This is a genomic window from Georgenia sp. Z2081 (assembly GCF_055326445.1).
Genome location: NZ_JBUZNK010000005.1, coordinates 141217 through 159030 on the forward strand (window position 1 = coordinate 141217; position 17814 = coordinate 159030).

Below are 17814 nucleotides of genomic sequence, written 5' to 3' on the forward strand. Positions count from 1 at the left end.
CGTGGTCCGCCCCCACGCATGGCCGGGCCGGACCCGCGGCTGCGAGGACGAACCTCACGGACGACTCGTGACGGACGTCAGGCGGTCACCGAGGTCACACCCCGTACGGTTGACCCCGACCACAGCCGGCAGGGACATGCACCCCTTGACGTCGGCCAGAGCGGACGAAGGGGGACACGTGGGCGACCTCGAGCTCAACGGGCTCAGCAAGGCGTACGGCAACGTCCGGGCGCTGACCGACCTGTCGTTCACCGTGCGGGCCGGGGAGATCTTCGGCTTCGTCGGATCGAACGGCGCGGGCAAGACCACCGCGATGCGGATCATCCTCGGCGTCCTCGCCGCGGACTCCGGCGAGGTCCGGCACGACGGCAGCGTCCTCGACCTCGACGCCCGGCGTCGGGTCGGCTACATGCCGGAGGAGCGCGGCCTCTACCCGAAGATGAAGGTCGGCGAGCAGCTCGTCTTCCTCGCCCGGCTGCACGGCATGTCGAAGCAGGAGGCGACCTCCGCGATGGAGAGGTGGACCGAGCGCCTCGGCGTGGCCCACCGGCGGGGCGACGACGTCGAGAAGCTCTCCCTGGGCAACCAGCAGCGCGTGCAGCTCGCCGCCGCCCTGGTCCACGAGCCCGAGGTGCTGGTCCTCGACGAGCCGTTCTCCGGCCTCGACCCCGTCGCGGTCGACGTGATGAGCGACGTCCTCAAGGAGCGCGCCGCCGCGGGCGTCCCCGTCATCTTCTCCTCGCACCAGCTCGACCTCGTCGAGCGCCTGTGCCACCGGGTCGGGATCATCGCCGCGGGCAAGATGGTCGCGCTCGGCACGATCGACGAGCTCCGCACGGTGGGCCAGCCGGTCTGGCGGGTCGTCGTCGACGCCGAGGGTCTGGACCTCGCCCCGATCGCCGGCTCGGTCCCCGGCGCCGTCGCCGAGAACATCGAGGTGGGGGCCGGCAAGTCCGCCGCGCAGGTCATGCTCCCCGAGGGATCGGCCGGGGCCGAGCAGGCACTGATCACCGAGGCGGTGCGCCACGGCCCCGTGGTCGAGTTCGGTCCGGTGCGCCCCGCGCTCGCCGACCTCTTCCGCGACGTGGTCTCCGACAGCTCCGCCGCGGAGAAGGACGGCAGCGCCGGGCGCGACGGGCACGAGGACGCAGGCTCGGGCAGGAAGAAGACGAAGGAGGCGCGTCGATGAGCGCGGTCGGTCTGGTCATCAAGCGGGAGCTCCGCACGCGGCTGCTCGCCAAGTCGTCGATCATCTCGATGATCGTCATGCTCGTCGTCATCCTCGCCGCGGGCGTCGGCTACAAGATCTGGGACTCGAGCCAGGGCGAGGACACGGGCACGGTCGTGGCCGTCGAGGAGTCCGCCGCCTCGCTGGTGCCCTACCTGCAGACGACGTCGAGCACGCAGGACGTCCCCCTCGACATCCAGGAGACCGCCGACGGCACCTTCGCCGAGGAGCTCGAGCGGGACGAGGACCCTGCCGAGATCGTCGTCTCGCGCGACGGCGACGCGCTGACCGTCCACGCCCGCACCGACCCCGACCAGCAGCTCCTCGGGACCGTCGCCGGCGCAGCGCAGACCGAGGCGCTGAGCACGCAGATCACCGAGCTCGGCGGCGACCCCGCCGAGGTGCAGGGTGCGATCGCCGCGAGCGCCCCGCAGGTGGAGATCCTCGAGGGCGCGGCCACCGGGTTCAACAGTCCCGACTTCGACGGGCAGGCCTACGCCGCCGGGATCGCGACGATCTCCCTCATGCTCTTCGCCATCCTCACGGCGGGGGCCACGGTGGCGACCGGCGTCGTCGAGGAGAAGACCTCCCGCGTGGTGGAGGTCCTGCTCGCGACGATCAAGCCCACCCAGCTGCTCACCGGCAAGGTGCTCGGCATCGGCCTGTACACGCTCGTCTACATGGTGGTGATCGTGGGCGGCATGATCGGCGCCCTGGCGATCGCCGGGCTCCTGCCCTCGCTGAGCATCCCGATCGGCACCGTCACCGTGTGGGCGTTCGTGTGGTTCCTCGTCGGGTTCGGGATCTGGACCGTGGTCTTCGGCGGCTTCGCCGCGCTGGTCTCGCGCCAGGAGGAGATCGGCTCCGTGACGACGCCGCTGATGTTCGCCCAGTTCGTCCCGTTCTACGTGGCCATGTACCTGGTCCCGAACCAGCCGGACTCGCTGCTCACGCAGATCCTCGGCTACATCCCGTTCCTCTCGCCGTTCATCATGCCGATGCGCCAGGGGTTCGGAGCCAGCACGGTCGAGGCGCTGATCGCCGTGGCGATCGCTGCAGCGACGATCCCGTTCCTCATCTGGATCGCCGGCCGCGTCTACCGTCGCGGCATCCTGCACACCGGTGGGCGACTCAAGCTGAGCGAGGCCCTCAAGGGCTGACGGAGGGGCGGCCGAGGGGCTGGGGGCTGCCCGAGGGGCCGACGGCACCCAGGACGGCGGGGGCGGGCGCGGATGCGGCCGCCCCCGCCGTCGTCGTTCCCGCGTCTGGTCCGCCGTCGCCGTCGCCCCCTCGTCCGCCCCCCCCTTCGTCGTCCCCTTGCCGGTCCCTGTCGGCGAGTCAGCCGGGTAACTCTCGAGTCAGTCGACCCGGGGGACTGCCTCGGTGGATTGCTGATTGACTCGGCGACGACGCAGCACAGCGCGGCCCAACGCGTCTGCCCCGCCGGCATCGTCCGACCGGACAGCGCTCGCTCGCCCGTGGGACGGCGGGGTTGTCTCGACGTCGAGTAATCTCTCGCCATGGAGGAACGGGGCACCGACGAGGTCGACCGCATCGTGGCGGCCTGGCGTCGGGAGCGGCCGGACCTCGACGTCGCGCCGCTGGAGGTCTTCTCCCGCGTCACCCGGCTCGCCCGCCACCTCGACCTCGCCCGACGGCGTGCGCTCGCCGGCCCCGACCTCGAGATCTGGCAGTTCGACGTCCTGTCCGCGCTGCGCCGCGCCGGCGCCCCCTACCGGCTCACGCCCACGCGGCTCGTGGCCGAGACGCTCGTGTCGTCCGGGACGATGACGCACCGCATCGACAAGATGGTCGCGGCCGGGCTCGTCGAGCGCACCCAGGACGACGCCGACAAGCGGGTCGTCCACGTCCGCCTCACCGAGGAGGGACTGGCCCGCGTCGACCGGACGATGACCGACCTGCTCGACGCCGAGCGCGGGCTCCTCGCCCAGACCTCCCCGGGGGACGCGGAGGCGCTGGCCGACCTCCTGCGCTCCCTCACCGCCCAGTTCGAGCCCGACCGGACCGAGCGGCACTGACGAGAGGCCCGCGTGCGCGCGATTGCGCCGCGCGCAACCCGGCCTTTCCTCCCGCGTCACGACGCCGGCGCCGCCGTCCCCCTACCGTGGGCGGCACAGCGGCGCGGCACCCGGCCCCGCCGGACCGGCAGCGACGAGGACCCCATGAGCACCTACCGGATCGCAGTCGTCCCCGGCGACGGCATCGGCACCGAGGTCGTCCCCGAGGGCGTCAAGGTCCTGCGCGCGGCGGCCCAGCGCTTCGGCCTCACGCTCGAGCTCGAGGACTTCGGCTTCGCCAGCGCCGCCTACTACCAGGAGCACGGACAGATGCTCCCGGACGACTGGTTCGAGACCCTGCGCACGTTCGACGCGATCTTCTTCGGCGCCGTCGGCTGGCCGGAGATCGTCCCCGACCACGTCTCGCTGTGGGGCTCGCTGCTCCAGTTCCGCCGGCACTTCGACCAGTACGTCAGCCTCCGCCCCGTCAAGCTGCTCGAGGGCATCCCCTCGCCGCTGGCGGGCCGCGCGCCCGGCGACGTCGACTACCTCGTGGTCCGGGAGAACACCGAGGGCGAGTACTCGTCGATCGGCGGGAAGATGTTCGAGGGCACCGACCGCGAGACCGTGGTCCAGGAGACCGTGATGACGCGTACCGGCGTCGACCGGATCCTGCGCTACGCGTTCGAGCTGTCGCAGCAGCGGAAGAAGCACCTCACATCGGCCACGAAGTCCAACGGCATCTCCATCACCATGCCGTACTGGGACGAGCGGGTCGCGGAGATGGCGAGGTCCTACCCCGACGTCGACGTCGACAAGTTCCACATCGACATCCTCACCGCCCAGGTGGTGCTGCACCCGGACTGGTTCGACGTCGTCGTCGCGTCGAACCTGTTCGGCGACATCCTCTCCGACCTCGGCCCCGCCACGACCGGCACCATCGGCATCGCCCCGAGCGCCAACATCAACCCCGAGCGCACGTTCCCGTCCCTGTTCGAACCGGTCCACGGATCGGCCCCGGACATCGCCGGGAAGGGCCTCGCCAACCCCATCGGACAGATCTGGTGCGCCGCGATGATGCTCGACCACCTCGGCGAGACCGAGGCGGGCACAGCGGTGGTCGAGGCGTTCGAGGGGGTCATCGCCGAGGCGGAGACACTCACCCCGGACCTCGGAGGCACGGCCACGACCGCGCAGCTCGGCTCAGCGATCGCGGAGCGCGTCGCGCAGGGCTGACCCGGCAGGCACTACCGGCGCCGAGCTGGACCGCGCCGCTTCGAGCTCGACCGTGCTGAGGTCCAGCTCGGCGACCTCCTGCAGCTGGTCAGGTCCGGCCGAAGAAGTCCAGCATCTCGGCGAGGACCTGCACCGGTGCCACCTCGGGCAGGTAGTGCCCGCAGTCGACGGCGCGGCCCGAGATCGACTCGGCGACCTGGTCCCACAGGGCGAGCGGGCCGAAGAGCCGCCCGACGACCCCGTGCCTCGCCCACAGCACCCGTAGCGGCACGGAGGTCCGGCGCCCGGCCTTCCGGTCCGCGCGGTCGTGCTCGAGGTCGATGCCGTTCGCCGCGCGGGAGTCGTTGGCGGGCCCGGACGCGTTGCTCTCGCCGTCGAGGCACGCGACGTACTCGTCGAGGACCTCCGGCGGGAACGGCCCGAGGCCGGCGTGCCGGGCGCCCATCACACCCTCGACGTAGCCGCGGGGGTTGGCGCCGACCAGCGCCTCCGGCATCGGGGCGGGCTGGATGAGGAAGAACCAGTGCCGGTACGCGCTCGCGAGGTCGCGGTCGGTGGCCTCGTACATGTCGAGCGTAGGCGCGACGTCGAGCAGCATCGCAGCGCTCACCCGTCCCCGGTGGTCCACGACGAGCCGGGCGGCCACGGGTGCGCCGCGGTCGTGACCGGCTACCGCGAAGCGCTTGTGCCCGAGCGCGGACATCAGCTCGACGGCGTCGCGCGCCATCTCCCCATTGCTGTACGCCGCGTGGTCGGGGCCCGGGTGAGGTCCAGGGGTGAGAAGTCGGCGAACACCGCGGGGCTCCTTCGCTCGTGGACTCGGCACGGGCACCGCCCGCAACCTCGAGGTTAGGGTTGCCTCCAGCGATACGACAGCGCGGTCTCCGCACACGGTGCTTGCGCACGAGGCAAAGGGGTCGGACGTGGCGGCGGACGTCGACGATCTCGAGTTCTTCGCCGTCCTGGCCTCGGCCGGGACGATGACCGCGGCGGCCCGCCACTGGGGCATGTCCGTCTCGGCCGTGAGCCGGCGACTCCGCGGGCTCGAGGAGCGGCTCGGTACGCCGCTGGCGCACCGGCGCGCACGCGGCCTGGAGCCCACTGCCGAGGGGCGGCGCTACGCCGAGCGCGGCGCCGAGCTCCTGCAGGCCGTCCGCGACCTCGAGGAGTCGCTGCACCCGGACACGGCCACGCTCGCGGGACCGCTGCGCGTCATCAGCACCGTGGGGCTCGGTCGCGCGCACCTCGCTCCGCTGCTGCGCGAGCTCCACACGCTCCACCCGGGGCTGGAGATCCGCCTCGAGCTGTCCAGCCTGCCCCTGGGAGCCTCGCTGCCGGGCTTCGATCTCGCTGTCCGGGTCGGCCGCGTCCCGGACTCCACGCTCGAGCTGGCGCCGCTTCTGCCGAACCGGCGCATCGTCGTCGCCTCCCCCGACTACCTGGCTGCGCACGGCACCCCGGCCACGGTCGACGACCTCGCCCGTCACGCGTGCCTCGTGGTCCACGAGGGCGAGCGCGACGGCTGGGAGTTCGAGCTCGACGGGCGCGAGGTGGTCGTCCCGGTGAGCGGGCCGCTCACCTGCACCGACGGGCTCGCCGTCACGCAGTGGTGCCTCGACGGCGCCGGGTTGGCCATGCGGTCCACCTGGGACGTCGCTGAGCACGTGCGCAGCGGGGCCCTGATCCAGGTGCTGGCAGACGTCCCGACGCCGGAGGCGAACGTCGTCGCGCTGCACGCCGCCGGTGGCCGTGCACCGGCGCGCGTGCGCGCCGCCGTCGAGCACCTGCGCCGGGGGCTCGCGAGCCGGTGCGCGCCCCTGGCCGGCTGACCGACGGCGGACGGCGGACGGCGGACGGCGGACGAACGTGCGTGGACGACCGTGGCCACCGCCGCCCGACCGGTCCCCGAGCGGGCGGTACGCTGGCGGGCAGCACCGAGACGTCGAGAGGGGACAGCGCGTGAGCACCGGGATCGAGGCGGGCACCGCCACGGGTGCCCCCGCCGTCGCGCCGGACGTCCAGGCGACCGCCCCGTTGCCCAGGCCCGCGCGAGCGGCGTCGTCGGGAGTCGGACCTTCGCGAGCGGCGTCGTCATCGCCGGTGGCCACGCCCGCGGGCGCTGCGCCGTCGGGAACCACGCCCGCGTACCCCGTGGACTCCCGCGAGACCGCGGCGGACCGCTTCATGCGCCGCCTGCTCCGCGTGCGACGCACGAACCGCAACCTCGACGCGGCGGCGCACCGGCGCCTGCGGCTGTCACTGTTCGTGTCGGCGATCCGCTGCGTCGTCACCTACGTGCTCATCCCGGTGCTCGTCCCCCTGCTGAGCATCGCCGGCGTCCTCGCGGCACCGGTCGGCATCGCGTTGTGCGCGGTGGCGGTCGTCTCCGGCATCGCCGCGCTGCGCAGGTTCTGGGCGACGGACCACAAGGGGCGGTGGATGTACACGTGGTTCATCGCCGTCGTGTTCCTCGTCCTGGCGGTCGGGCTGGTCGCCGACGTCTCGCACCTGGTGTCGGCATGAGCGCGCGGCGCGAGGCGGGCCGGCGGCACGACGCCGTCCCCGTGACGTCCGAGGAGATCGGCGACGGGGCGCCCGGCCGTGACCCGCGCGACGACCCCGACCGACCGGACGACCTCGAGCGGCGCGAGGACGTCGACCACCCGGACCTCGACGACCTCGAGCATCTCGACGACGACCCGGACGACGTCCCCGAGGTCAACGCCTGGTTGACCATTGTCATGTTCGCCTTCTTCGTCGTGACGACCGTCGGCTGCTACTTCCTTCTCGACGGCTGGCACTGAGCCCGGCACAGGGCCTGAGGGCCCGTAGAGTCGCCACATGCAGGTCGACGTGCTGGGCCCGATTCGGCTCCGCACCGATGCCGGCCGGGCCGTCGAGCTGACCGAGCGCCAGCTGCGGACCGTCCTCGCGGCGCTGGTCGCCTCCGAGGGGCGACCGATCACCGCCGACACGCTGATCGACCGGCTCTGGGGTGACCGCCTCCCGGCCGCCCCGCCCAAGGCCCTGCGATCCAAGCTCTCCCGCCTCCGTACCGCACTGGACCGGGCCGAGACCGACGGCCGCCGTCGCCTGCGGCACACCCCGGCGGGCTACGTCCTCGACCTCGACCCCGACGCGGTCGACGCCGGCAGGTTCCGTCGCGCGATCGAGCGCGCCCGCCACCTGGGTCCGTCCCGCCGTCAGGTGGCCGAGGTCCGCGAGGCCCTGGCGCTGTGGCGCGGCGAACCGTACGGAGATCTCGCCGACGACCTCTGGCTGGCGCCCGTGGTGGCCGAGCTCTCGAGCACCCGCGCGGACGCCGTCGAGCTGCTCGTGGAGGCGCTGACCGAGACCGGTACGCCCGAGCAGGGCATCGACGTGGCGACGAGCACCGTGGCGACCCACCCCGCGCGGGAGCGCCTGGTCGCCGCGCTGATGCGCGCGCTGTACCAGGCAGGGAGGCAGGAGGAGGCGCTCGGTGCCTTCGAGGCGCTGCGCCACCACCTCAGCGTCGAGCTCGGCCTGGATCCGGGGCCGCAGATCCGCACGCTGCACCAGCGCATCCTGCGCCACGACCCTTCGCTGGCGACGTCGCCGGCGGCAGCCGCCCCACGGGCATCCCGTTCGCACCTGCCCGCCGAGACGGAGCCTCTCATCGGTCGGCGCGAGGAGACCCGTCGGATCGCCTCGCTGCTGGCCACCGCCCGTCTGGTCACCCTGACCGGGATCGGCGGCGTGGGCAAGACCCGCCTCGCGCTGCACGGGGCGCGCAGACACCAGGCGCACACCGACGGCGACGCCTGGTTCGTCGACCTCACCGAGCTGTCCCGCTCCGGCGACGGGGAGCCGCCCACGGGAGAGCGGCTCGCCATGCTGGCAGCGACCGTGCTCGACCTGTCCGGGCGCGAGGCCGGCGGCGGCGCCATCGATCTCGTCGTGGCCGCACTCGGGGCGCGCTCCGGGCTGCTGGTGCTCGACAACTGCGAGCACGTCGTGGACGAGGCCGCCGCATTCGCCGGCGAGATCCTGGCGCGCGCCCCGCAGGTGCAGGTCCTCACCACCAGCCGGCGGCCCCTCGGTCTTCCCGCGGAGCGGCGGTACGACGTCGCGACCCTGAGCACCGAGCCGGGCGACGGCGAGGTGCTGAGCGACGCGGCGCGGTTCTTCGTCGCACGCGCCCGGGCCGGCGACCCGGGCCTCGTGGTGGACGAGGATGCGGGGGTCGTCATCACCGAGCTGTGCCGTCGCCTCGACGGCCTCCCGCTCGCGCTGGAGCTGGCCGCGAGCCGGATCCGGGGAATCACCGTGCACGAGCTGCTCGAGAGGCTCAGCGACCGGCTCCAGCTCCTGCGTCGTCCCGGCGGAGGCGTGCCCCGGCGGCAGCAGACGCTGCGCGGGACGATCGGCTGGAGCTGGTCCCTCCTCGACGACGCGGAGCGGACGGTGCTGCGCCGGCTCGCCGTCCATCCCGGAACGGTCACGCTCGAGGCGGCCGAGTCGATCTGCGGAGGTGCCGCCCCCGGGACCGCCGGCCCGGCGGCCGGCCGGTCGGGCGACGTCGCGCAGGTCGTCGACGTCCTGATCGGCCTGGTCGACTCCAGCATGGTCAGAGCGACGCCGACACCCACGGGCATGCGGTACGGGCTGCTGGAGTCCATCTCGGCCTTCGCGGGAGAGAAGCTCGACGAGGCCGGCGAGCGCGACGGCGTCGCCCGTCGCCATCTGGACCACTACCTGACGCTCGCGTGCGAGGTCGACCGCCGGCTCCGGGGCCCGGACCAGCAGCGCTGGCTCGCCCTGATCGACGCCGACAGGACACAGCTGCGCCATGCCTTCGACGAGGCCACGCGACGTCGCGACGGTGCCAGCGCCGTGGCCATCGGCGTGGCGACGTTCTGGCACCACTGGCTCGCCGGGCGTCACACCCGCCTGCGCGACGACCTGCTCAGGGCCGTCGACCTGCCCGGACCACGGGACGACGGCTACGCCGCCGCCATGTCCTACGCGACCTCCATGCAGTTGAGCCGCCACCCCGGCGAGGAGGCCCGCATGGTGGCCGAGGCGCTCGAGCTCTTCTCCGGCCACGGGCCGGCCCGGGCGCGAGCGCAGTGGTTCGCCGGCATCACCCTGCTGTCCCTGGGCCTGCGCGCAGACGGCGAGCGGCACGTCGACGAGGCCATCGGCGTCCTCGCCGACGCCGGCGAGGAGTGGGACATGGCAGTCGCCGCGAGCCAGCGCGACTGGTTCCTCGTCGCCAGCTCGTTCGACGAGCCACGCGGCCTGCCCGACGGGCGCGATGCCGGGGCCGTGCTGCGTGAGCTCGGCGACGGGTACGGGCTGTCGCAGGTCGTGGCCCTCGACCACCGTGCAGCAGAGGCTCGCGGCGACCACGTCCGGGCCGGTGAGGCCGCCCGCGAGGCGCTGCGCCTCTCCCTCGACCACGGACTCTGGGGCCAGGCGTCCGAGTACTTCAGCGCCACGGCGACGGCCGCCCTGCGCTCCGGGGACGTGACCACGGCACACGCACACCTCGCCCGGGCCAGGACGTTCGCCGCCGACACGGTGTACCAGCGCGGTTCCCTCTTCGCGGACGGCGCCGCCGCGATGCTCGCTCGCTACGAGGGGGACCTGCCGGCTGCCCGTACCGCGTTGGAGCGCTGGCTGTCCCGGGGCGGCGTCGACATCACGCACGCCGTCGGCTCGCATCTCGAGAGCGGCTTCCTCGCGGTGCAGCAGGCGGACCTCGCTCGTGCCGAGCAGGACCTCGCGACCGTGCGTGACCTGCTGCCACCCTCGACCGACGTCCCGGTGGTGGCCGGCGTCCTGGAGCTGGCGGCCGCCGTGCGCGCCGAGAGCGGCGACGCCGCGTTCGCCGCCGAGCTTCTCGGCACGGCCGCCGCCCATCGGGACCGGAGCGGCGTACCCCTCTCCGCGCCGGCGACGCGGGACCTGTCTCGGACACACGCACGCCTCGTCGAACAGATTCCCGCGGACCAGGTGGAGGCCGCCGCCGCACGGGGGCGGACCATCGACACCGGCCGGCAGCTCACGGCGATCTTCTGACGTGACCTGACGCCCGACGAACGGTGCCCGGCGGACGACGAACGGTCCCCGGCGGACGACGAACGGTGCCCGGCGGACGGCGAGCCGAGCCAGCCACGCCCCGCCGACGCGCCGCCTCGCCGTCAGTCGCCACCCGTGTCGTCCGTGGCCACCGGTGATCGGACGGCCGGCGCGGCCGGCGGCGGGGCATCGCCGCGCTCGCTCGGTGGCGCCACCGGCAGGCCGTCGGGCTCGTCCTCCGCAGGGAGGCGCACCCCGCGCAGTCCCCGCGCGACCAGCACCAGCAGGACGGCGGCCACGACGAGTGCCGCCACCACCGACCCCGTCGTGCCGTGGGCCCAGGCGTCCTCGGTCACCGCGTGCAGGTCGCCGCCGAGCGCGCCACCGATCCCGTCGGCGACGGCGACCGCAACACCGGGGCCCTCGGTCGCCGCGTCCAGGTGCGCCGGGGACAGGCCCTCGGGCGCCCCGGATCTCAGGCTGCGACCGAAGATGCCGAGCGCCAGACTGCCCAGGGCCCCGATCCCGGTCGCGGCGCCCAGGCTCGCGCTGACGTCCTGGAGCGCGGCGGCCGGACCGGACTTCCGCATCGGCACGGACGTGACCATCAGCTGTGCCCCCAGCACCATGGGCGGACTCGAGCCGAAGGCGACGATCGACAGCGCCGCGGTGAACGCCGCGGGCGACGGAACCACGGTCAGGGCGACCAGGATGAACCCCAGCCCCACAAGGCCGGTGCCGATACCGGCGACCATCACCGCCGACGGCGTGAACCTGCGGGTGAGCAACGGCGTCACGGCCGTCGCGACGATCGCCGCGACCCCCGGGGCCGCGAGCATCAGCCCGAGCGTGCCGGTCGGTATCCCGAGCACGATCTGCAGGTGCTGCACCAGCACGAGATCGATCGTCAAGAACGCCACCTGGATGAGCAGGAAGGCGATCGCCAACCGACGCAGCAGCCGAACCGCGAACAGACCGAGGTCGAGCAGCGGGTCGGTCAGGCGCCGCTGCCTCCGGACGAAGAGCGCACCGAGGACCAGTCCCCCGCCGACGGCCGCGGCGTGGGTGGCGGTGACGCCCCGGTCGGCGATCTCCTGCAGGCCGTAGACGACCAGCATGACTGCAGCCATGGACATCACGACGCTGGTGATGTCGATCCGGTCGGTGGTCCGCTCGTGGCCGCCGGGGAAGAGCCACAGCCCGCCGACCAGAGCGACGACGGCCACCGGGACGTTGACGAGGAACACCGAGCCCCACGAGAAGTACTCCAGGAGCGCGCCGGTGAACGGTGGCCCGAGTGCTCCGCCCACGGGGAAGGCGCCCATCACGACGGCGAAGGCGATGCCACGATGCTCGGCGCTGGTGAACATCGAGCGCACCATGGCGAACACCGCGGGGGTCGTCGCCGCCGTCGCCACCCCGATGAGGGCCCGGGCGACGAGCAGCACCTCCACGGTCGGGGCGTAGGCGGCCAGCGCCGACGCCGCGCCGTAGAGCCCGAGTGCCATCAGCACGAGCACGCGGGGGCCGAGGCGGCCGGTGAGCCAGCCCATGGTGACGAGCGTGCCCGCCGCGACCAGCTCGCCGATGTGCACCAGCCACAGCGACTGCGTCGAGCTCGGCGCCAGGTCCGCGCTCACCGCCGGCAGCGCGAGGAAGAGGGCGGTGAAGTCGGTGGCCATCATGACCACCGGCAGGCCGAGCATGACGAGCGCGGCCCAGTGCCGCCACGTGGTGCCCGCCGGTGCCGACCTCACGCGGTATCGAACGGGTAGGGGCGGGCCGTCCGCGCCTCGCGCAGCGTGGTGGCCCACCAGGCGAGCTGGTCGAGGAGGCCTGCGGCGAGCCGGTCGGTCCCCGCGGCGTCGAGCGGCAAGCCGTCGTGATCGAACGCCTCCCAGAAGTTCGCGAAGGCGATCGAGTCCCGCAGGGTCACGGCATGGAACTCGGTGAACACCCCGCGCAGCGCGTCGACGGCCTGCAGGCCGCCCGTGATTCCTCCGTACGAGACGAAGCCGACGGGCTTGAGCTGCCACTCGGTGTAGAAGCGGTCGATGGCGTTCTTCAGCGACGCGGGGTAGGAGCGGTTGTACACCGGCGTCACGACGATGAACGCGTCGGCGAGCGCCAGCCTCTCTCCGAGGCGGCCCACGGTCTCGGGCACCTCCGGGGCCGTCGAGCCGACGTCGACGGGCAGGTCGTGGTCGGCCAGGTCGATGAGGTCGACCTCGAGCCCCTCCCGCCTGCGTACGTGCTCCGTGATCCAGCCGGCAGGCACCGTGCAGAAGCGGTCGGTGCGGACGCTGCCGACGACGACGGCGACCTGCGTGGTCGTATCGGTGTGCGCCGCCGTCGCGGATCGGGTGCGGGAGTGCTGATCGTGGTCGAGCTGGACAGCCATGGAGCGCCTCCTCCTGGTTCGGGTGTCTCGGTCGACATCGACCCTGGCCACGGAGGGTTGTCTCAGGGTTGCGGGAAGGCTGCGGCCCGGCCGGAGGGCTCCTGCCCCACGGTTACGGTCGAGCTCACCGGGGACGAGGAGGACAGCAGATGCTGAACGGACGCGGCCCGGACGGCCGGTACGTCCTGGTCGTCGGGGGCACCGGGATGCTCCGCCGGGCGGGCCACGAGCTGATCGGGCGCGGGCACGGGGTGCTGGCGGTGGCACGCCGCCCCGCGCGCGGGGCTCCGGTCGGGGACGGCCCCGGTGAGTACGTTCCCGTCGAGGCGGACTGGCGCCGGCCCGAGGCGCTCGGCGACGCGATCCGTACCGAGCTGCTCGGCCGAGGCGTCGCGTCCGGCGCGATCCTGGGCGCGATCGTCTGGGTGCACTCGCCCCACCGGCAGGCCGTCCTGGACCAGCTCGAGGGTCTGCTCGAGCCGGGCGCGACCGTCCTGCAGGTCTGGGGCAGCGCAGCCTCGGACCCCCGGGAGGTCATGGCGAACGACGACGGCTGTGCGGCGCGTCCGTGGCGGGCACGGCACCTGTTCCTCGGCTACCACCTGGACGAGAGGGGAGCCCGCTGGCTCACCGACGAGGAGATCTCGAGGGCCGCAGTCCGGGCGTGGGACGGGGACGGCCGGCCTTCGCTCGCTGGGCAGGTCGACCCGTGGGAGCACCGCCCCTGAGCGGGTGGCGGTCGTGACGAGCGGTGCCCACGCCCCTCACCCGGGCAGCACCTGGGTCGGCAGCCTCCTAGGCGGTCGGCACCGTCGAGGGCTCCCGGCCGGCGACCCGGTCGATGGCACGCAGGTAGGACTCCCGCTGCGGCCGCCAGTCCAGCACCGCGACGGCCCGCTCGCGGCCACGCGCGCCCATCTCCGACCTGAGCCGATCGTCGTCGAGCAGCCGCTCCACCGCGTCCGCCATCGCAGGGAGGTCGCCGTCCGGGACGTAGAGCACCGCGTCGGCACCGCTGACCCGGGTCTCCTTGAGGTCGAAGGCGACCGAGGGCAGGGCGAAGGCCATGTACTCCATCGTCTTGTTCATCGTGGACAGCTCGTTGAGCGGGGTCGCCCCGTCCGGCCCGATCCCGACGTCGGCCTGGCTGAGGTACTGCCCGATCTCCTCGGGCCCCACCCGCCCGGTGAACTCCACGTACGGATCCAGGTTGAGCTCCGTACTGAGCCGGCGGAGGTCGTCGAGGCTGTCCCCGAAGCCGAGGAGCGCGGCCCGCACCGTCGTCCGACCTCGGCGGTGGACCAGCTCGTCCATGAGGTGCAGGACGACGTCGACGTCGTCCTGCGGCCCCATGATCCCGAGGTAGACGAGCAGGTGGTCCGCGCCGCGGCGCACGTCGACCGTCGGAGCGGTCGGCCGCATCCGCGTCGTGTCGGGACCGCTGCGCACGACGCTCACCCGGTCCTGCGGCACGTCGCCGCGACGTCGGGCTATCTCCGCGTAGGACTCGTTGGTCGAGATCACGTGGTCGGCCGTGCGGAACGTCCTGCGCTCGAGCCACCTGAGCGCGGCGAGCTGCATCCGACCAGCCACCGACCTCGGGCTGCCGAACCGCGAGAGGAACAGCTCCGGGTTCAGGTCGTGGTGGTCGAAGACGAACCGGACCCCGCGCATCTTCCACAGGTGGGCGAGCAACCAGTAGGTGTCCGGCGGGTTGCACGCCTGCAGGACGTCGAAGCCGCGCTCGCGACGGACCCGCAGGCTCAGCCAGGCCGTCCGGAGCCAGGAGTAGGCGAACTCGTACGCGAACCCCGCGGCCCCCTTCGCCTCGGGCGCCGGCCGGTACTTGTACAGCGCCACGCCGTCCACGTCGTGCCGTGCCGGGTCCCCCGGCCCCTTCGGGCAGATGACGCTCACGGTGTAGCCGTGGTCGCGCAGCGCCTGGCACTCGAGCCACACCCTGCGGTCCAGCGGGACCGGCAGGTTCTGGACGATGATGAGCACGCGCTTCTTCGCCTCGTGAACTCCCATACGGAATTGTGACGCACCGGGGCGGCCGGCGGCAGCCCTTCAGCCGCCGCGCACAGGATCGTGGGTGTCGATCCAGAGGTTCGAGTCGTCCCAGTCGCTCTGGGGCCCCAGGTTGGCGACGGCTCCGTAGTTGTGGTCCGGTCCGAGCACGTTGTCGCGGAAGGTGCACGCCGCGCCGTCGGTCCCGCCCCCTCCCCCGTTGACGGTGTAGTTGCCGCCGTTGAGGTAGTTGCCCTCGACGAGGCAGTCGGTCACCGGTCCGTCGTCCTCCCCGTACATGAAGGCCGCGTTGCCGAGCACGTCCTGCTCCGGGTTGTAGACCTCGAGCGCATTGCCCCGGATGACGATGCCGCTACCGGAGACGACCTGAATCACGTCGGTATGGTTGTCGCCGACCTGGACCAGCTGGTGGATGAGCGAGTCCTCGATGGTCACGTTGCTGCCGGCGATGCGCGGCCCCTCGGCGACGTTGTGGATGTGCACCCGGCGCAGGGTGTAGCTGCTGAACGCGACGGCGGCATCAGCGCGACCCTGGCCGTCGATCTCGGAGTCCTCGACCACGAGATTGCTGCCGCCGGAGACCCGGATCGGGAAGTGTCCGGTGTTGAGGATCCGGGTGTTGCGGATCGTCACGTCGTCGGCCTCGACCGTCACCGTCCCCGTGATCTCCAGGCCCTCGACGACCGCTCCGTCCTCGTCGATCGTGAGTGATCCGGACTCCTCCAGCTCGATCCCCTCGGGCACACCGGTCGTCGTCTCGTCGGGGAAGTCGGCCCGCGTCGGCGGCGGGATCTCCGGCTCGGCGTCGACAGCGACGTCCTCTGCGGAGTCGGGCACGGCCTGCGGCTCCACCGGCGCGTCGGACGACGAGCACGCGGCCAGGAACAGGGCGGTGGTGACGGCCAGAAGCCCACCCGTTCGTCGATGCGAAGCAGCCATGTCGGCTCCCTGGGGTCGGACCTCGGTCGGCCCGGACGCGCTGGGCCTACCACCTAGTCAAGCGTGCCGCAAGTCCGGGGTCAACGGTCCGCCGACCGGAGGCTGCTACGTTCGCCGTCGTGGACCCTGTGGCCAGTGTGATCATCCCGGCACTGAACGAGGCCGGGACGATCGGCACGCAGCTCGGTGCGCTCGCCCGCCAGGAGATCGACGCCGACTGGGAGGTCGTCGTCGTCGACAACGGCTCCACCGACCAGACCGTCGAGGTCTGTGAGTCCTTCGCCGCCACCCTCCCGCTGAGGGTCGTCACGGCCGAGCGCCCCGGCACGAGCGCGGCGCGGAACCGGGGGGCCGCCGAGGCCTCGGCCGACCTGCTCCTGTTCTGCGACGCGGACGACCAGGTGTCCCCGGGGTGGGTGAGCGCCATGATCGCCGCCCTGGACCAGCACGACGCGGTCGGCGGCGGCATCGAGAACGACCTGCTCAACGGCGAGCGGCCCGGCTACATGCCCCGGCATCCCGACCGTCTCCCGGTCGTCGCCGGGTTCCTCCCGAGGTCGATCAGCGCGAACCTGGCAGTCCGTCGCTCCGCCTTCGAGGCGGTCGGCGGTTTCGCCGAGGACTACACGTACGGCTCGGACGACACCGAGTTCTGCTGGCGGCTGCAGCTGGCGGGGTTCAGCCTCGGCTACGCCCCCGACGCCGTGGTCCACTACCGGCACCGCTCCACGCTCCGGTCGGTGGCGGTGAAGGCCTTCAAGGCCAACCAGTCCCGCGGGCGCCTGTTCCGTGACTACGGCCCGCAGGGCATGCCGCAACCCCGCCTGGTCGGGGTGGCCGGTCGCTGGGCCCGCCTGGCCGTCGCGCTCCCCGGGGTCCCGTTCTCCCCCCGGCTGCGCTGGTGGTGGGTGGAGCAGGCCGCCGGCGCCGCGGGTCGGGTCGACGGCAGCGTCCGGCACCGCGTGCTCTACCTCTGATCCGCGCCCTACCTCTGAGCCGGTGGCCCGGGCCGGCGCGCCATCCTCCGCAGGTGCACGCCCACGCGCAACGCCCGCACGTAGCTGAACGCGGCGGCGTACCGCACCCGGCCCGGGGCGTCGGTCGGGGCCGGTCGGGACCCGCCCCAGACGCGCAGCCAGATCGACATCCCGCCCCGCGCCTCCCGCCAGGCCCGGCGCGCCAGCGCCCCGCGACCGAGGTGCTGGGTCCGGTCGGCGATGCCGTTCGCGACCCGTACCGACTTGCGCCCCAGCTCCCGCCAGGTGCTCCGGGCAGGATGGTCCACCACCACCTGCGGTGCGAACACCAGGCGGCCACCGCTGCCGACCAGGCGGGTCCCCCAGTCGGTGTCCCCTCCCGACTTCAGTCCGGCATCGAAGGGTCCCACCCGGTCGAAGACCTCCCGGGTGACGAACACGTTGGCGGTCGCGGCGAACGACCACTCCTCGACGTACCTGCGCTGCTGGAACTCGTTGTGGGCCTCGAAGTGCTCCGGACCGGTGCGCCGGTGCGGCCCGTGCGGGAAGAAGATCTCGATGGCGCCTCCGATCGCGTCGGGGCGGGGATCGGCGTGCAGCGCTGCGACGCCGAGACGCAGCCAGTCGGGGCGGGGCACGCAGTCGCTGTCGGTGAAGGCGAGGACCTCGCCGGTCGCCTCGAGCACCCCGGTGTTGCGCGCGGCGTAGGAGCCACGGCGGGCCTCGTGGAGCAGCCGGAACCGGGGGTCCTCCGGCACGGCGGCGGACACGTCCTCGCTCGAGGCGTTGTCGACCACCAGCACCTGGACGCGGTCGGCGGGGTAGTCCTGACGCTGCAGCGCCGCCAGGCAGCGACGCAGGGCCGGGACGTCGTTGTAGACGGGAACGACCACGCTCACGGTCGGGTGCGTACTCATG

The 17814-nt window shown here is 73.1% G+C and carries 16 protein-coding genes; 10 read left to right on the forward strand and 6 right to left on the reverse strand.

Annotated features, from left to right (window positions below):
- Window positions 1-136 precede the first annotated feature (136 nt).
- From ACZLKG_RS08985 to ACZLKG_RS09000, 4 genes are all read left to right on the forward strand, one after another.
- Window positions 137-1189 (forward strand): ABC transporter ATP-binding protein, encoded by a 1053-nt coding sequence (locus ACZLKG_RS08985; RefSeq protein WP_463648583.1) that lies wholly within the window; start codon window positions 137-139, stop codon window positions 1187-1189.
- Window positions 1186-2388 (forward strand): ABC transporter permease, encoded by a 1203-nt coding sequence (locus tag ACZLKG_RS08990; RefSeq protein WP_425709355.1) that lies wholly within the window; start codon window positions 1186-1188, stop codon window positions 2386-2388. The genes ACZLKG_RS08985 and ACZLKG_RS08990 overlap by 4 nt, the downstream gene beginning before the upstream one ends.
- Before the next feature lie 360 nt (window positions 2389-2748).
- On the forward strand, window positions 2749-3267 hold the full coding sequence (locus tag ACZLKG_RS08995; RefSeq protein ID WP_463648549.1) for a MarR family winged helix-turn-helix transcriptional regulator: 519 nt from the start codon (window positions 2749-2751) through the stop codon (window positions 3265-3267).
- Between the two features lie 144 nt (window positions 3268-3411).
- On the forward strand, window positions 3412-4482 hold the full coding sequence (locus ACZLKG_RS09000; protein WP_425709353.1) for a tartrate dehydrogenase: 1071 nt from the start codon (window positions 3412-3414) through the stop codon (window positions 4480-4482).
- 88 nt (window positions 4483-4570) lie between these two features.
- Here the strand turns inward: ACZLKG_RS09000 and ACZLKG_RS09005 are convergent, their stop codons facing one another.
- Window positions 4571-5491, reverse strand: coding sequence for an alpha/beta fold hydrolase (locus ACZLKG_RS09005; protein WP_425709352.1), 921 nt, complete (start codon window positions 5489-5491; stop codon window positions 4571-4573).
- On the opposite strand from ACZLKG_RS09005, the gene ACZLKG_RS09010 reads away from it, so the two are divergent.
- The 4 genes from ACZLKG_RS09010 (at window position 5406) to ACZLKG_RS09025 (ending at window position 10548) form a co-directional block, all read left to right on the forward strand.
- A complete protein-coding gene (locus ACZLKG_RS09010) occupies window positions 5406-6311 on the forward strand; it encodes a LysR family transcriptional regulator (protein WP_425709351.1) in 906 nt (301 codons plus the stop codon). The genes ACZLKG_RS09005 and ACZLKG_RS09010 overlap by 86 nt on opposite strands.
- Window positions 6312-6441: 130 nt before the next feature.
- Window positions 6442-7005 (forward strand): hypothetical protein, encoded by a 564-nt coding sequence (locus ACZLKG_RS09015; protein ID WP_425709350.1) that lies wholly within the window; start codon window positions 6442-6444, stop codon window positions 7003-7005.
- Window positions 7002-7286: a hypothetical protein gene (locus tag ACZLKG_RS09020; protein ID WP_425709349.1), complete on the forward strand. Its 285-nt coding sequence runs from the start codon at window positions 7002-7004 to the stop codon at window positions 7284-7286. The genes ACZLKG_RS09015 and ACZLKG_RS09020 overlap by 4 nt, the downstream gene beginning before the upstream one ends.
- Before the next feature lie 37 nt (window positions 7287-7323).
- Window positions 7324-10548 (forward strand): AfsR/SARP family transcriptional regulator, encoded by a 3225-nt coding sequence (locus ACZLKG_RS09025; RefSeq protein WP_425709348.1) that lies wholly within the window; start codon window positions 7324-7326, stop codon window positions 10546-10548.
- Between the two features lie 122 nt (window positions 10549-10670).
- On the opposite strand, the gene ACZLKG_RS09030 is transcribed toward ACZLKG_RS09025, so the two are convergent.
- Both ACZLKG_RS09030 and ACZLKG_RS09035 read right to left on the reverse strand, forming a co-directional pair.
- On the reverse strand, window positions 10671-12305 hold the full coding sequence (locus tag ACZLKG_RS09030; protein WP_425709347.1) for an MFS transporter: 1635 nt from the start codon (window positions 12303-12305) through the stop codon (window positions 10671-10673).
- Window positions 12302-12949: an NADPH-dependent FMN reductase gene (locus tag ACZLKG_RS09035; RefSeq protein ID WP_425709346.1), complete on the reverse strand. Its 648-nt coding sequence runs from the start codon at window positions 12947-12949 to the stop codon at window positions 12302-12304. The genes ACZLKG_RS09030 and ACZLKG_RS09035 overlap by 4 nt, the downstream gene beginning before the upstream one ends.
- A 149-nt stretch (window positions 12950-13098) precedes the next feature.
- Here ACZLKG_RS09035 and ACZLKG_RS09040 point away from each other — a divergent pair, with 149 nt between their 5' ends.
- Window positions 13099-13677, forward strand: a complete 579-nt coding sequence (locus ACZLKG_RS09040; protein ID WP_425709345.1) for a Rossmann-fold NAD(P)-binding domain-containing protein — start codon at window positions 13099-13101, stop codon at window positions 13675-13677.
- A 67-nt stretch (window positions 13678-13744) separates the two neighbouring features.
- Here the strand turns inward: ACZLKG_RS09040 and ACZLKG_RS09045 are convergent, their stop codons facing one another.
- Both ACZLKG_RS09045 and ACZLKG_RS09050 read right to left on the reverse strand, forming a co-directional pair.
- A complete protein-coding gene (locus ACZLKG_RS09045) occupies window positions 13745-14980 on the reverse strand; it encodes a glycosyltransferase family 4 protein (protein ID WP_425709344.1) in 1236 nt (411 codons plus the stop codon).
- Between the two features lie 39 nt (window positions 14981-15019).
- Window positions 15020-15919, reverse strand: a complete 900-nt coding sequence (locus ACZLKG_RS09050; protein ID WP_463648550.1) for a right-handed parallel beta-helix repeat-containing protein — start codon at window positions 15917-15919, stop codon at window positions 15020-15022.
- Between the two features lie 119 nt (window positions 15920-16038).
- Between ACZLKG_RS09050 and ACZLKG_RS09055 the strand changes: the two genes are divergently transcribed.
- The gene (locus ACZLKG_RS09055) at window positions 16039-16896 is read left to right on the forward strand and encodes a glycosyltransferase family 2 protein (RefSeq protein ID WP_425709342.1); all 858 of its coding nucleotides are present in this window, start codon (window positions 16039-16041) and stop codon (window positions 16894-16896) included.
- 8 nt (window positions 16897-16904) lie between these two features.
- Here ACZLKG_RS09055 and ACZLKG_RS09060 read toward each other — a convergent pair whose 3' ends face one another.
- Entirely contained in the window at window positions 16905-17813 is a 909-nt protein-coding gene (locus ACZLKG_RS09060; RefSeq protein WP_463648551.1) for a glycosyltransferase family 2 protein, read from the reverse strand.
- Window position 17814 lies beyond the last annotated feature (1 nt).